The organism is Selenomonas sputigena ATCC 35185 (assembly GCF_000208405.1).
In the GTDB taxonomy this organism is placed as follows: Bacteria; Bacillota; Negativicutes; order Selenomonadales; family Selenomonadaceae; genus Selenomonas; species Selenomonas sputigena.
In genome coordinates this window covers 1,047,501-1,061,186 of sequence record NC_015437.1, presented here as the reverse complement: position 1 = coordinate 1,061,186, position 13,686 = coordinate 1,047,501, and the positions used below count along the sequence as shown (strand labels likewise).

12 protein-coding genes and 2 rRNA genes (1 of these 14 cut by a window edge) are annotated in these 13,686 nt (G+C 50.2%); 2 read left to right on the top strand and 12 right to left on the bottom strand.

The features are described from left to right. Positions 1 to 23: 23 nt before the first annotated feature. On the top strand, positions 24 to 1,367 hold the full coding sequence (locus tag SELSP_RS04780) for a hemolysin family protein (RefSeq protein WP_013740733.1): 1,344 nt from the start codon (positions 24 to 26) through the stop codon (positions 1,365 to 1,367). A gap of 59 nt (positions 1,368 to 1,426) precedes the next feature. Here the strand turns inward: SELSP_RS04780 and SELSP_RS04775 are convergent, their stop codons facing one another. The 10 genes from SELSP_RS04775 to mnmA all read right to left on the bottom strand — a co-directional run bounded on the left by SELSP_RS04775 (position 1,427) and on the right by mnmA (position 9,380). Beyond that, the gene (locus SELSP_RS04775) at positions 1,427 to 1,690 is read right to left on the bottom strand and encodes a late competence development ComFB family protein (RefSeq protein WP_006190966.1); all 264 of its coding nucleotides are present in this window, start codon (positions 1,688 to 1,690) and stop codon (positions 1,427 to 1,429) included. Between the two features lie 143 nt (positions 1,691 to 1,833). Continuing rightward, positions 1,834 to 2,571 (bottom strand): ABC transporter permease, encoded by a 738-nt coding sequence (locus SELSP_RS04770; protein WP_006190968.1) that lies wholly within the window; start codon positions 2,569 to 2,571, stop codon positions 1,834 to 1,836. Further along, positions 2,568 to 3,317, bottom strand: a complete 750-nt coding sequence (locus tag SELSP_RS04765) for an ABC transporter ATP-binding protein (protein WP_006190969.1) — start codon at positions 3,315 to 3,317, stop codon at positions 2,568 to 2,570. Before SELSP_RS04765 ends, SELSP_RS04770 begins: the two co-directional genes overlap by 4 nt. Continuing rightward, a complete protein-coding gene (locus tag SELSP_RS04760; protein WP_013740732.1) occupies positions 3,314 to 4,243 on the bottom strand; it encodes an ABC transporter substrate-binding protein in 930 nt (309 codons plus the stop codon). Before SELSP_RS04760 ends, SELSP_RS04765 begins: the two co-directional genes overlap by 4 nt. 32 nt (positions 4,244 to 4,275) lie before the next feature. After that, positions 4,276 to 5,106 carry a hypothetical protein gene (locus SELSP_RS04755; protein ID WP_006190976.1) on the bottom strand — a complete coding sequence of 277 codons (831 nt, stop codon included), beginning with the start codon at positions 5,104 to 5,106 and terminating at the stop codon, positions 4,276 to 4,278. Continuing rightward, entirely contained in the window at positions 5,103 to 5,501 is a 399-nt protein-coding gene (locus SELSP_RS04750) for a DUF3783 domain-containing protein (protein WP_006190979.1), read from the bottom strand. The genes SELSP_RS04755 and SELSP_RS04750 overlap by 4 nt, the downstream gene beginning before the upstream one ends. A 13-nt stretch (positions 5,502 to 5,514) precedes the next feature. Beyond that, positions 5,515 to 6,240, bottom strand: a complete 726-nt coding sequence (locus tag SELSP_RS04745; RefSeq protein WP_006190981.1) for an NYN domain-containing protein — start codon at positions 6,238 to 6,240, stop codon at positions 5,515 to 5,517. 161 nt (positions 6,241 to 6,401) lie between these two features. Then, a complete protein-coding gene (locus tag SELSP_RS04740; RefSeq protein ID WP_013740730.1) occupies positions 6,402 to 6,950 on the bottom strand; it encodes a biotin transporter BioY in 549 nt (182 codons plus the stop codon). Positions 6,951 to 7,104: 154 nt separating this feature from the next. Then, positions 7,105 to 8,223 (bottom strand): hypothetical protein, encoded by a 1,119-nt coding sequence (locus SELSP_RS04735; RefSeq protein WP_006190991.1) that lies wholly within the window; start codon positions 8,221 to 8,223, stop codon positions 7,105 to 7,107. Positions 8,224 to 8,321: 98 nt separating this feature from the next. Beyond that, a complete protein-coding gene (gene mnmA, locus SELSP_RS04730; RefSeq protein ID WP_013740729.1) occupies positions 8,322 to 9,380 on the bottom strand; it encodes a tRNA 2-thiouridine(34) synthase MnmA in 1,059 nt (352 codons plus the stop codon). A gap of 78 nt (positions 9,381 to 9,458) precedes the next feature. Between mnmA and SELSP_RS04725 the strand changes: the two genes are divergently transcribed. Beyond that, entirely contained in the window at positions 9,459 to 10,718 is a 1,260-nt protein-coding gene (locus tag SELSP_RS04725) for a nucleotidyltransferase (RefSeq protein ID WP_006190994.1), read from the top strand. 18 nt (positions 10,719 to 10,736) lie between these two features. Here the strand turns inward: SELSP_RS04725 and rrf are convergent. Together rrf and SELSP_RS04715 are read right to left on the bottom strand one after the other, a co-directional pair. Next, a 5S ribosomal RNA gene (gene rrf, locus SELSP_RS04720) occupies positions 10,737 to 10,853 on the bottom strand. 233 nt (positions 10,854 to 11,086) lie between these two features. Further along, positions 11,087 to 13,686, bottom strand: a 23S ribosomal RNA gene (locus SELSP_RS04715) (it continues 479 nt past the right edge of the window).

Here is a 13,686-nt window from a genome sequence, read left to right as displayed (position 1 = left end):
TTAACAAAGGATGGTGTCCCCTCTTGGATAGTCCAGATTTGCCATTGCTTATCCTTCTGAGCGTTTTTCTCGTATCGGCAAGCAGTTTTTTTGCCTTGGCGGAAACCGCCATCACAGAAAGCCACAAGAGTCGTCTGGAAAAGCTCGCCGATGACGGTGATAAAAATGCGGCTGCCGCTTTGACGATTTTGGAAATGCCTGAGAACGTCCTCTCTGTCGTGCAAATCGGCATCACGCTCACAAGCATACTGCTCGGCATTGTCATCGGCAGTGCGATTGCCCCCCTCTTGGAGGAAATTCTCCATTTTCTTCCCTACGCGCATACAATCGCATTCGTCTTGAGCACGATTGCCATATCTTATTTCGCACTTCTCATGGGAGAGTTTCTTCCCAAGAAAATCGCTTGGCAAAATCCAGAAAAGTATTTGCGGCGTTTTCATCGCTGGCTGCATGTCCTTGAGTACATCACGCGCCCTGCAGTATTGTCCCTTTCCAATTCAGCAAATTTCCTGCTTCTCTTAGTTGGTATCAATCCTCATGTAACCGACACAGTTACGGAGGATGAAGTCAAAGATCTGATCGAACAAGGTACCGAAGAGGGAACGTTTGAAAAAGCAGAGCAGACAATGGTTGACAATATCTTCCACATGAGTGATCAAACAGCCTACGCCTTGATGACACCGCGCACGCAGATGTTCTGGATCGATCTCGAAGATTCCATAGAGCACAATTTGCGGCTCATCAAAGAAAATCCCGAAACCATCATTCCGGTGGGACGTGACAGCCTTGACGATTTCTGTGGCATACTTCATGCCAAGGATCTTCTCGACGCCTGTTTGGAAAAGCGGCCGCTTGAATTATCCGCTTTCATCTGCCAACCGCTCTTCGTTCCGCGTTCCATGGAAACATTCCGCGTGCTGGAAAAATTCCGTGAAACGGGTGTGCATGCGGCCGTCGTGCTGGATGAATACGGCGGCGTTATCGGTTTTCTTACCTTGACGGACATCATGAACGAAATCATCGGAACATCCTTCGACGCCGACGAAATCGACGCACCGCAGATGATTCCACGCGGCAAGGATGCTTGGTATATGGATGGACTGTTCTCAATCGACGACTTCAAAGAGAAATTTGATATTGACGTGCCTCTGCCCGATGAGGATAAAGCGCATTTCCAAACGATGGGAGGTTTCCTGACCTCTTACTTTGGCTACATTCCCAAAGAAACAGAAGTTTGTCAGTGGAATGATTTTACGTTTGAAATTGTCGACATGGATCGCGCGCGCATTGACAAAATTCTAGTCACGCATCGAAGACGACCCAAAACGAACGAGACAGAAGAAAACGCTGTGACAAGAGAACGTTGAAAAAAAGCGATGCCGTTTCAAACGACATCGCTTTCTTTGTGCCATAAATTCATACGCATTCAGTGACGCGGCATCTTGTGTACAATCTGTATCGCCTTGGCAATCTCTTGAATGATAAACGCCTTGTCCACCGGATCCATCGTCGCGATTCTTGCAAACAAATCCCCTTTATGCGTAGATACGTACTTGGGCGGAAGATGATTGAGGGCAAGCGCCATGATGTCTTCCTTGCATTTTTCGCAGGAGCAGCAATCGGGATACATGCGCAAAACAGCATCGATATTCTGCTGAACGAATTCTTCCATGGTATTTTTGATCGGCATATCTCACCCATCCTCAAGATGCTAAACTTTCATAAGTAAATTCTTTCTAATCAAATTATACAACAAGCAGCGCATCTTGTCACTCTTTATGGATAATTTTTCAAATTTCAGGACTGTCGCCCTCTGCAATAAGACTGAAAGACTTATTTATATTGCCATCGGCAAACTCTCATCTCGATAAAATCAAGCATGGAGAAGAGCAGCAGTCCGAGCAAACTGAGCACAACGATTCCTGCATACATCTCCAAATAATTGACACGAAGCCATGCGTCCATGATGAAATATCCCAACCCATATTGCGAACCGAATGTCTCCGTAAAAAACAATACGGAAATCGCCGTCGCCATGGCAACGCGCACAGCTGTAATGAATTTGGGCAAAGACGCCGGCCAAAGAACATGGCGAAAAATGGAAAAAAACGACGCCCCCAAGGAAAGAAGGGGCATGTACGTCTCTTGCGGAATCGCACGCACGGCATCGCGCACGGCGATGATGACTTGGAATACGATGATAAGAAAGAGCATCAAGACCTTGGAGATCTCCCCCACGCCGGCAAGCAGCATGAGAATCGGCAGCAAGGCGATTTTCGGAACGGGATACATCAGATAGACAAAAGGAGAAAAAATACGATCAGCCCTCGCTGCATATCCCATAAAAATCCCTATGGGGTAGCCAATTCCTACAGCAAGGACAAGACCCAGTGCAATTCTTCCCAAACTGTAAATTGCATGAATGGCAATTGAGGATAAAAAGATGCTCTGCAAACAGGAAACAACACTCCATGGATTTGGCACAATCGGCAATGCAAGAAAAAAAGAAAGAACCCACCAGACAAAAAACAGTATGGCGGCAGCGCCAATGTAAACAACAGTACGCTTCATGCCCGACGCCACCTCTTCTTGATTTGCTCACGCAAATAACAGCTCATACGAAAAAATTCTACTTTATTTCGCTGATCGATACAGCCAAAAAGAGGATTATCCAACACCTCGGCAATGCGCCCAGGAGCGTCGGCAAGAATCACGATTCTCTGTCCAAGGTACAGCGCTTCCTCCACATAATGCGTAACGAGAACCGTGGTCACATGCTGCTCGTGCCAAAGGGATAGGAAAACCTCCTGCATCTCTTCGCGCGTGATGGCGTCCAGTGCCGAAAACGGTTCATCCATCAAAAGCACATCGGGACGAAGCAAAAAGGCGCGTGCCAAGCCCACGCGCTGTTGCTGCCCACCAGACAGTTCTTTTGGATACCGTTCACTGAATGCATCGATGCCCAGTCGCTGCATCATGGAAACGGTCTCGTTCTCCCGCACCCTTTCATAACGTATCCTCCCGCCAAGTTCGACATTTTCACGCACGGTTTTCCAAGGCAGGAGTCCGTAATTTTGAGGCATGAATCCGACGCGCTGCCGTTTCGGGTCAACAGGGACTCCATCGATCATCGCAGTCCCATCATAATCGTGCAAAAGACCGGCAATGATTTTTAGAAGCGTCGACTTCCCACACCCGGAAGGACCTATGACAGAGCAAATCTCCCCTTTTTCTACATGCATATTGATATCGTGCAACACTTGCATGCATTTTTTATCGACACGATAACCGTAGGACAGGTGCTGCAAATCGATCATGGCTGCAATAAATCGAGCACGAGATCAGCGTACCCGTAGGAATTCTTAATCAGTTCCTTGCCCTTGAGCCAGGCAATGCAGTCCGTAACGTCATTCTCCTTGGGCAGTGCTGCCGTGTGATAAACGGGCAAAACGAGAGCTTCTTTCGCCGCTGGCGGAAATCCGCTCTTTTCTACTACGAGGTCGATATACTCGGCACGCTCCGTGCTGTTGAGATAAGCTACAGCCTTGTTGTAAGCGCGGTACATCGCTTGGATTTCTGCCCGCTTTTCCTTCGTGCTTTTTTCCGTAAACAATATGACGCCAGGGTTGATACCGAGTTCATCCGATCCAGTGATGAATCGGCATCCGTTGTGAACAGCAACGCTTGCCATTGGCTCCGGCAGAGTGGCCGCTGCCAGCTTACTGCTTTGCAAAAGCTCCAAGCGCGTCGGAATCTGCGGAATAACGACCTTCGCTATATCATCACCGGACATAGAGTTGCTTTCAAGAATATGATCTGTCACATATTCGATGATCGTATTGCGAGAAACAGCGACCTCCTTGCCGGCGAGTTCCTTGACGGAGAGCTTTTCCGTCCCAGGCGCTGCAACAAGTTTGTAACTGCCGTCCGTCATGGAAGTAACCTTGACGTCGAAGCCGCCATCCTTGGCAAACGCAACGGCGAGCAGATCGGAAACAGCTCCATCAAGATTGCCGCTCTGCAAAGCAGAATCCCTGTCCATAGCACTCTTGAACGAGTGCAGTTCCACATTCAGTCCCTCTTCTGCAAAATATCCTTTTTCCTGTGCAATGATGAATGGAACGGAATCCGTATCAGGCATGAGACCGATTTTCAACGTACCAAGCTCTTGTTTGCTTCCGCCGCCGCAGCCAGCCGTAAGGAACAGAAGCGGCAAGAAGAGAAAGGCAATGATTTTCTTCACGTTCATCCTCCTTTTGTATCTTGAAAAGCACGTCATTGAAGAATCTGACGCAGCATATCAGCGCCCTCGTTCACATAATGAAAGATCTGACTGATCGTCCCTTGATTTTTCTCATACGTATCTTGTGCAACCGTTTTCAAGCGATCTGCCTGATCTTTCATTTCATTGACATTGTCAAGCTGTTTGTCCACTTCATCAAGAACAGCTTGAGCATCCTTGATGGATTGTTGTACCGAAGCGATATCCAAGTTTGCCTGCTGAATTTCAGCGGCATTCTTCTCATTCGCCTCCTTGCGCTCCTTTTCCTTTCCCGTGACCTTGTCCACCCAGCCGCCGACAACCGTTCCCTTGTCCTTTTCCTGCTCGATGCGTTCCGTGCGCCCGGCAGCGCGCTGCGCCTTTCGTTCAAGTTCCAACTCTTTTTCTTCCAGCGCTCTTTTCTGCTCCGCTATGCTCGCCCTTTGCTTCTTTAGAGAGTCTTCGCGTGCAGCAAGTTCCTGCTGACGCATTTCAACCTGCTGCGCCTCCTTGCGGCCGTCCTCAAGAGCTTGTTCATGATTGCGAAACATATCGGACAAAAGAAACCCACAAAAAAGAGCCACCGCAAAACAAGCGGCAAAAATCAGCCCCTTGCGGAATCTGCTTTGCCGCCTATTTCCAGACTCTGCAGCATCCACCCTCTGATGCTCCATTTTTGATGTGAGCGGCGGAAGCTCCCGCACCGTCCCCTGCCTCGAAAAAATAGGAGAAGCATCTTGGGACAAAGGCGGCAGCTCCTGCGTATCGTCTAGCTTCCTGCCATCTGACGTATTTTTCTCCTTGCGCACAAGAACGCTCGTCCGATCGAGATCATCGTACCTCATTCCGAATTCTTATCCCTTTCCATCATATAAGCATGTTCTTTATGCATGGTTCGGCACAGTCGTGCAAGCGTCCAATGCAGATTGAACGGCGTCGTCACCGCCTTGAACTTTATATGTGCAATGCCCGCATCTTTCAAAGCTTGAAGAACCTGATCGAGCCGCTTGCCTTTGATGTTATGAAAAACTACCGCCTCATACGGAAAATCAAAGGCTTCTTCCTCCGAAGTCCCCGGCTTGAAGCCCTTCAAGGCAAATAAGAAGCCAATGCGTTGATGCCATGCTCCTGGTTCTAGAACGCTCGCCTGGATTCTCAACTTGCGCAAAACCTCTTGAATAGCCAACGCAGCCTCATCGGAAAATTGGTAGAGCAGAACACTCTCTTCTTGCTTCTTCACGCTCCACCTCGCCTCAGTCGTTCAAACCGCGCATCAAAAGATATGTCACAAGCTGTTCCATATCAACATCTTCATGACGCTTTTTCTTCTGCAGCTTGTCAAAAAGAGATTTGGGCAAGCGCACTTGCAAAATATTCTTCCCTGCGAGAGAAAGCTGCTTGTCAGACTCCTTCGCCGCATCTTCTTGATTTTTCTTCGCTTGCTTCTTCTGCTGTTTTTTGTCCGCCTTTCCTCCTGCTTTCTGCTTATCCTTTTCTTCCGGCGCGTCTTGCTCCTGCGCCTTCGCTTTCTTCTTCTTGACAGGCGGATAGCAATAAAACTCATCATAAGCATCACGCAGAGACTGACTCGCCTGCTCTGTTCCCACGCCGATGATGTGACACGGCGTGTCGCTTTCGCGCAGCATCTGAGCAATCGCTACGAAATCGGAATCCGTCGTCACGATAAGAAAGCGGCGCACGCCCTCATCACGCAGGATTTTCGCCATGTCGAACAATGCGTAATCCAGTGAATTCTTGCCATCGACCTTTCGATCAATCTGGCGGAAAGTAAGCCCCTTGCGAGACATCAAGCGATTCCACCGCTTCTGCTCAGGGTGCTTTTCCCAGTCGGAAACAACGATCATACGGCAAGGAAAAAACTTCCGTGCCTTCCCCAAGGTAAAATCCAGCATCTCAAAAGGCGCATTCTCAATATCGTAAAGAACGGCCACCGTCTCTGTACTTGAATCAAATGTCATCAAAAATAAAACCTCGCAATTTCATAATATAAACTCTCTTAAAGAAGCGCGGAATCTATCCGTCCTTCCTCAACGGTACAAATATACTTTTCTCAATTTATTTATTCTATCATACTTGTGAATGGATTTCCATGAAATATTGGTTGAACCTCTCCATTATATCATTCGTACTGCCGAAAAACTCTGTTGAGTTTTACACCCAGAAATGCAGCCAAGGCAGCCTTCAAGACATCTCCTGGAATGAATGGAAAAACTGCCATGACGAGAGCCTGCCAAAGGCTGACATCCATCAAGAGCATCATGGAAGTCAATCCCCCGACATACGTGAGGGGAATACCGACAAAAACGGCTGCCAAAAGGAAACGCTTAAACGAATTTCCTGTCCCCTTGAGCCAACTGACGATTGGGTAGGCAATGACAAAAGCGATGATGAATCCCCCCGTAGGGCCGAAAAGTTTGCCCACACCCGACGTGCCGCCGACGAAGACGGGCAGACCAATGCACCCAAGCAAAGTATAGACGCAAAGCACCGCAAACGTCTCTCGCGGTTTCAAGATAAAAGCGGTAAGATTCATCGCGAGCGTCAATGCCGTGATCATCGCCGTAGTGAACGGCAACGGGACGGAAATATACGCGGCGACACAGCAAAGCGCCACACAAAGCGCCATCTTCGTCATCTTTTGCACAGACATCGTATCTTCTTGTTTCATACTTTTCAAACCTCGCTTCTTTTCCATGTTCCTGGTAATCGAAAATGCAACCTCATTATAGATAAAGCCTCCTCTTTCGTCAACCTTTCGTAAGAATCAGTTGACAAAGGCGCATGCAAAAAGCCGCCGATTACGGCGGCTCTTCCGTGGATTCCTATTGCAGTTCCGTCATGCTTTCCAATGCTTCATTCCCTATTGGCTTTTGCTGCGGTTGTGGAACAGCATTCGATTGTCCCGACATGTGGCGTGCAAGCGCAGCTGCTTCGTTTTCCAGAGTCTTCGCCTGTTTCAGTTTCGCCTGCGCCTCGCGGATGGTCGCCGCCTTCTTGTCGTCCAGCCATGCCGCATACCCAAGGATGTAAGCAATGCGCATATCACAGCTGCGCAAACGGAGATGATGCAGCGTATCCGCCATGGGCGGCACTGTGAGGTCAGACAGCTCAGCTTTGCGCTGCGTCCAGTCTGCTGCGGCTTTCTCCAGCATGATGGTCTTCAATGCCTGACGCGTTTCATCATTGCCAAGAGAGCCTTTCTGCAAAGTGCTGCTGAATTCCTGCTCGATCTCCTGCACTGATTTTCCGTGAGCGTCTATGATGGCTTGAGATTTAGCGAGATAATCTGCCAGTATCGCATCGTGCGCCTTGGCAATCATCGCAACGAAATCATGAAGGTTCTGTATTTCCGTTACGCGCCAGACGCCATCCCCGCCCTGCACAAGCTTCACTTCAAAAATGAATTCCTCACCAATATCCGCCTGATAAACGCGTACGCCTGCGCGTGCCGTTCCCGTCTCCCGATCCGTTGCGACGTAATCAATGTTGCGGAACTGTATCGTCTTGAGTCCGATCCTCGTGAGCACCATATCAAGGCTCATCGGATCTTGCGTCTCCGATGCTGCCCCACTGTTTTTCCATTCGCCATGTTCAATGTAATACTGTACTTCCGTACGCAGCGTCAATGCCAAGGGTGCCTTGAACATCTGCACGAAACCATTCATAGCCGCCTTGGCATCTCCGGACATCGGACGATCCGTATCAATCATGGCCTGAATCAATGTTTCCGTAGAGTTGCCCAGCAAAGCATCTAAATCAACGTATTTCTCGAATGTTTGCCAATCATGCTTTTCAAAAGACATTCTGATTTTTTCCAGCCCATACTCCGGCGTTTTCGTATAATAGAAAAAATACCATGCCCCGCAGCCGCATGTTGCCAAAAGCAGCAGGAATATCGCAAGAAAGAAACGCATCTTCTGCGACTTGGAAAACATCGCCATAGATTCACCCTCCCAAGATTACAAAGCGATAAGGCCTTTTCCTTATTATGCAACAAGAATAGCGTTTTCGCAAGAAAAACCCTTGAAATATGCCGCGTTCATGTCCGCGACTCAATCGTTGCCCCTCCTACAAGGCGCTCTCCGGAATAAAAAACAACGGATTGCCCCGGCGTAACAGCTCGCTGTGGTTCAAGAAAGGATACCTTGACCGCTCCATCCTCCAAAGGCAAAACATTCGCCTGCACCTCACGACTGCCGTAACGAATCTTGGCATGTACCGAAATCTCTTGTGTCGGTTCTTCCATCAGCCAATTCACATCGCTTGCAAAAAGCGACGAAGCATAAAGCTCCTCATTTTTCCCGACAATCACGCGATTATTTGCCTCATCCAAAGCGATGACATAGAGAGGATGTGCCGCCGCTATGCCGAGCCCCTTTCGTTGCCCAATCGTATAAAAAGGAAGACCTCGGTGCTGCCCGAGAATTTGTCCCTGCATATCGACAATATCTCCTGTGTGAAAACGGTTTGGCCTGTGCTGCGACAAATACGCTTTATAGTCATCTTCCGGCACAAAGCAAATCTCCTGACTCTCTGCCTTATTGGCTACCGGCAGGGAAAGTTTTTGGGCAAGGGCTCGCGTTTCTTCCTTTCTATAGCTTCCGAGAGGAAAGAGAATATGCGATAATATTTCCCGAGGCAAACGATAAAGGACATACGATTGATCTTTTTTTTCATCCCTGCCTTTCTTCAAGGAAAAGGATCCATCCTCTTCTTTCTCCACACGGACATAATGTCCCGTAGCAAGAAAATCTGCGCCTTTTTCTTTCGCAAACGAAAGAAGCTCCCCAAATTTCAAGAAGCGATTGCAAATCACACAAGGATTCGGCGTGCGTGCCGTCAAATATTCCGTCAAAAAATAATCAACGACCTTATCGGAAAAAAGCGTACGAAAATCTGCCACCACATGCTCTATGCCAAGAAAATCCGCCACTCGCCTTGCGTCTGTCGCTGCGCTGGAAACACCGTTCATCTCGCGACTATCATCAGAAAGTTGCATGGTTATGCCGAGCACCTCATATCCTTGCTCCTGCAAAAGAGCTGCACAAAGCGAACTGTCCACGCCTCCGCTCATCGCTACCGCTACTTTTTTTTTCATCCAATGCCTCCTGAAAACATCTGCAACATGCAATTCTATGGTACACTAAAAGAACCATCCATACAAGGAGTTGATTCCATGAATGTCATCGGCATCATCGCAGAATACAATCCTTTTCATAACGGGCACATTTACCAGATTGAAACCATACGTGCGAAATATCCCAAAGCCCGCATCATCGCATTGATGAGCGGCAGTTTCACACAGCGCGGCTGCCCGGCGATTCTCGATAAATGGCAGCGTGCCAGCCACGCCGTTTTGAGCGGCATCGACCTCGTGCTCGAACTGCCGGCGGCCTTTGCCGTGCGCAGCGCACAGAATTTCGCACACGGAGGCGTATCGCTGCTCTCGCGCTTGGGTGTCGTTGACGGTCTCTCCTTCGGCGCAGAAAGCCCTCTCGCCTTTCTTCAATGCGCAGCGGATTCATCGAAGAGAAGCGATGTGCAGGAACTGCTCCATGCATACGTACAAAAAGGTCATTCCTATGCCGCTGCATTAAGTCATGCCATTGCCCAAAGCAGCGGTATAAACGAAGCTTTCCTCAAGCAGCCGAACAACATCCTTGCCTTGGAATACCTGCGCGCCTTGAATTGCTGCGCCACTTCGATCGAACCTTTTGCAGTGGCAAGAATCGGCGCCGCTTATCATGATGAAGAACTCCATGACACGTATGCCAGTGCAAGTTCCATTCGCCGAGAAATCCAAACCGCCGCACCGCGAAGAAACCTCCTGGCGAAAGTTCTTCCTGCAAACAGCATGGAAGCCTTATTCGAAGCGCATACGGAAGAAGCTATACCAGAAATCAATCTGCTTTTTCGTCCGCTTCTTGCTCAGCTTGAACATCATACTCTGGAAAATTTACAAGAAATCTATGGTATAAATGAAGGGTTTGAAAACAGACTGCTGCACGCCGCTTCTCATTGCCTCACCATGAAAGAACTTCTCGATGAATGCCGCAGTCGTCGTCATCCGCAAAGTCGAATCCAACGGCTCATATTCCACATCATGCTGCACCTTCGTCGACAGGATATTCATGAATTTGATGAGAATGGCCCTCTCTATGCTCGTATACTCGCATTCAATCGTGCAGGAAAAAGCTTGCTGCATGAAATCAAACAGAAAAGTTCGCTTCCTCTCATAAGCAAGACCAGTCATTTTTTGAAAGACGCCGCGTTGAAATATTCTCCAGAAAAGCGAACGACTTTGGAAAACATGCTCGCACTTGACATTCATGCCACAGAAGTGCGACGTCTTTGCCTTCCGCAAATCGCAAAACGCGGCGAGGACTTCCAACGCTCTCCGCTCTTCATTTCAGATAAGAGAAAAACGCCTGCATGAGCAGGCGTTTTTGAATTGAACCAGCAGCTTTCTATCCTCCCAGGTCGTCTCCAACCAAGTACTTTCGACGTATGAGTGCTTAACGACTGTGTTCGGGATGGGAACAGGTGGAACCACTCAGCTATCGCCACTGGATTTCTTTGTTGAGGTGTGCCCTCAAAACTATACAGAAGACTCAATGGAACATTTTAGGGTGATGACGAAACTTCGCATGCTCTCCACTTTTGTCTGCCTTGCAGCAGTCAGCAGCGGTCAACGTCAGCCAATCACCTGCGCGCTTCGCGCTTGGTTCTTGGGACGTTTTCGCACGCTAGCCCCTTTGCCAATCGGCTGCACCCCTGTGGGGTTTGCCTCTTGGATGGGCTATGCGAGTCAAGCCCTCGGCGTATTAGTACGGGTCGGCTGCACGCCTTGCGGCGCTTCCACTCCCCGCCTATCAACCTCATCGTCTTTGAGGCGCCTTACCGGATTACTCCGTGAGAAACTTCATCTTAGGGCTGGTTTCACGCTTAGATGCTTTCAGCGTTTATCCTTTCCGGACGCAGCTACCCAGCTGCACGGCTGGCGCCATGACTGGTACACCGTTGGTCCGTCCACTCCGGTCCTCTCGTACTAGGAGCAGCCCCCTTCAGGTTTCTTTCGCCCGCGATGGATATGGACCGAACTGTCTCACGACGTTCTGAACCCAGCTCACGTACCACTTTAATGGGCGAACAGCCCAACCCTTGGGACCTGCTTCAGCCCCAGGATGTGATGAGCCGACATCGAGGTGCCAAACCTCCCCGTCGATATGGACTCTTGGGAGAGATTAGCCTGTTATCCCCAGGGTAGCTTTTATCCGTTGAGCGATGGCAATTCCACTCTCATTCCACCGGATCACTAAGCCCTACTTTCGTACCTGCTCGACTTGTCGGTCTCGCAGTCAAGCTCCCTTCTGCCTTTATGCTCTTCGCGCGATTTCTGTCCGCGCTGAGGGAACCTTTGGACGCCTCCGTTGCTCTTTCGGAGGCGACCGCCCCAGTCAAACTGCCCACCTGGCACTGTCCCGAGTGTCGTAACTACTCCGGTTAGATGACCAGCGAATGAAGGGTGGTATCCCAACAGCGGCTCCGGGCGTCCTTGCGGCCGCCTTTCTTAGCCTCCCACCTATCCTGTACATCATTCGCCGGGCATCAATGCCAAGCTGCAGTAAAGCTCCATGGGGTCTTTCTGTCCAGTCGCGGGTAACCTGCATCTTCACAGGTATTTCAATTTCACCGGGCCCCTCGTCGAGACAGTGCCCAAATCGTTACGCCTTTCGTGCGGGTCGGAACTTACCCGACAAGGAATTTCGCTACCTTAGGACCGTTATAGTTACGGCCGCCGTTTACTGGGGCTTCAGCTCAAGGCTTCGGATTGCTCCTGACCTCTCCCCTTAACCTTCCAGCACCGGGCAGGCGTCAGCACCTATACGTCAGATTTCTCTTTTGCAGGCACCTGTGTTTGTGGTAAACAGTCGCTTGGGCTTCTCTTCTGTCGCCGGCCCCAGCTCCAACCGCATGGGTCTTCACCAGTTCCGGCCATCCTTTTCCCGAAGTTACGGATGCAATTTGCAGAGTTCCTTAACGAGGGTTTTCCCGCGCACCTTAGGATCCTCTCCCTGCCTGCCTGTGTCGGTTTCGGTACGGGCGCAGTTCGTCTCGCTAGAAGCTTTTCTCGGCAGTGTGGTCCGCTTGGCTTCGGCTCACCCATAGGTTTGCCTCCCTGTCACGTCTCGGCTTTTACAAGGGGGATTTGCCTCCCTTGCAGCCTACCGGCTTCGACGCGCTCTTCCATTCGCGCGCCCAAGCTCCCTCCTGCGTCACTCCATCACTCAAACGACTCCCTGCGGTACTGGAATATTCACCAGTTGTCCATCGCCTATGCTTGCTGCCTCGGCTTAGGTCCCGACTGACCCTGGGACGACGAGCGTTGCCCAGGAAACCTCAGGCTTTCGGTGGGCCAGATTCTTGCTGGCCTTTTCGCTACTCATACCGGCATTCTCACTGCCATGCGCTCCACCGCTCCTTCCGGTACGGCTTCGCCGCGCATGGTACGCTCCCCTACCCCGCATACTTTCGTATGCAGCCGCAGCTTCGGTTCTGTACTTGAGCCCCGGATATTTTCGGCGCAGGGACTCTCGACCAGTGAGCTATTACGCACTCTTTAAATGGTGGCTGCTTCTGAGCCAACATCCTGGTTGTTTTCGAATTCCTACATCCTTTTCCACTTAGTACAGCATTGGGGACCTTAGCTGGCGGTCTGGGCTGTTTCCCTCTTGCGTACGGGTCTTATCACTCGCACGCTGACTCCCGAGCTTGACATGCAGCCATTCGCAGTTTGACTGGGGTCGGTAGGCTTTACGCCCCCTTGCCCGATCAGTGCTCTACCGTCTGCATGCATCACTCGAGGCTAGCCCTAAAGCTATTTCGGGGAGAACCAGCTATCTCCACGTTCGATTGGCATTTCACCCCTATGCACAGCTCATCCCAAAGTTTTTCAACACTCACGGGTTCGGCCCTCCGCTCAATTTTACCTGAGTTTCAGCCTGGCCATGCATAGATCACTGTGGTTTCGGGTCTACCCCGTCGAACTCTTCGCCCTTTTAAGACTCGCTTTCGCTTCGGCTCCGCGTTTTCCGCTTAACCTCGCTCGACAGGATAACTCGCCGGTTCATTCTTCAATAGGCACGCCGTCGCGCATATAAAGCGCTTCGACTGCTTGTGGACATACGGTTTCAGGTTCTATTTCACTCCGCTCCCGCGGTTCTTTTCGCCTTTCCCTCACGGTACTTTCCTCTATCGGTCGTCAGGTAGTATTTTGCCTTGGATGGTGGTCCACCCGGCTTCCCACAGGGTTCCTCGTGTCCCGTGGTACTCTGGATTCCAGCCCGTTCTTCAGCCTTTCGTGTACGAGGGTCTCACTCTCTTCGCCCGACCTTCCCATGCCG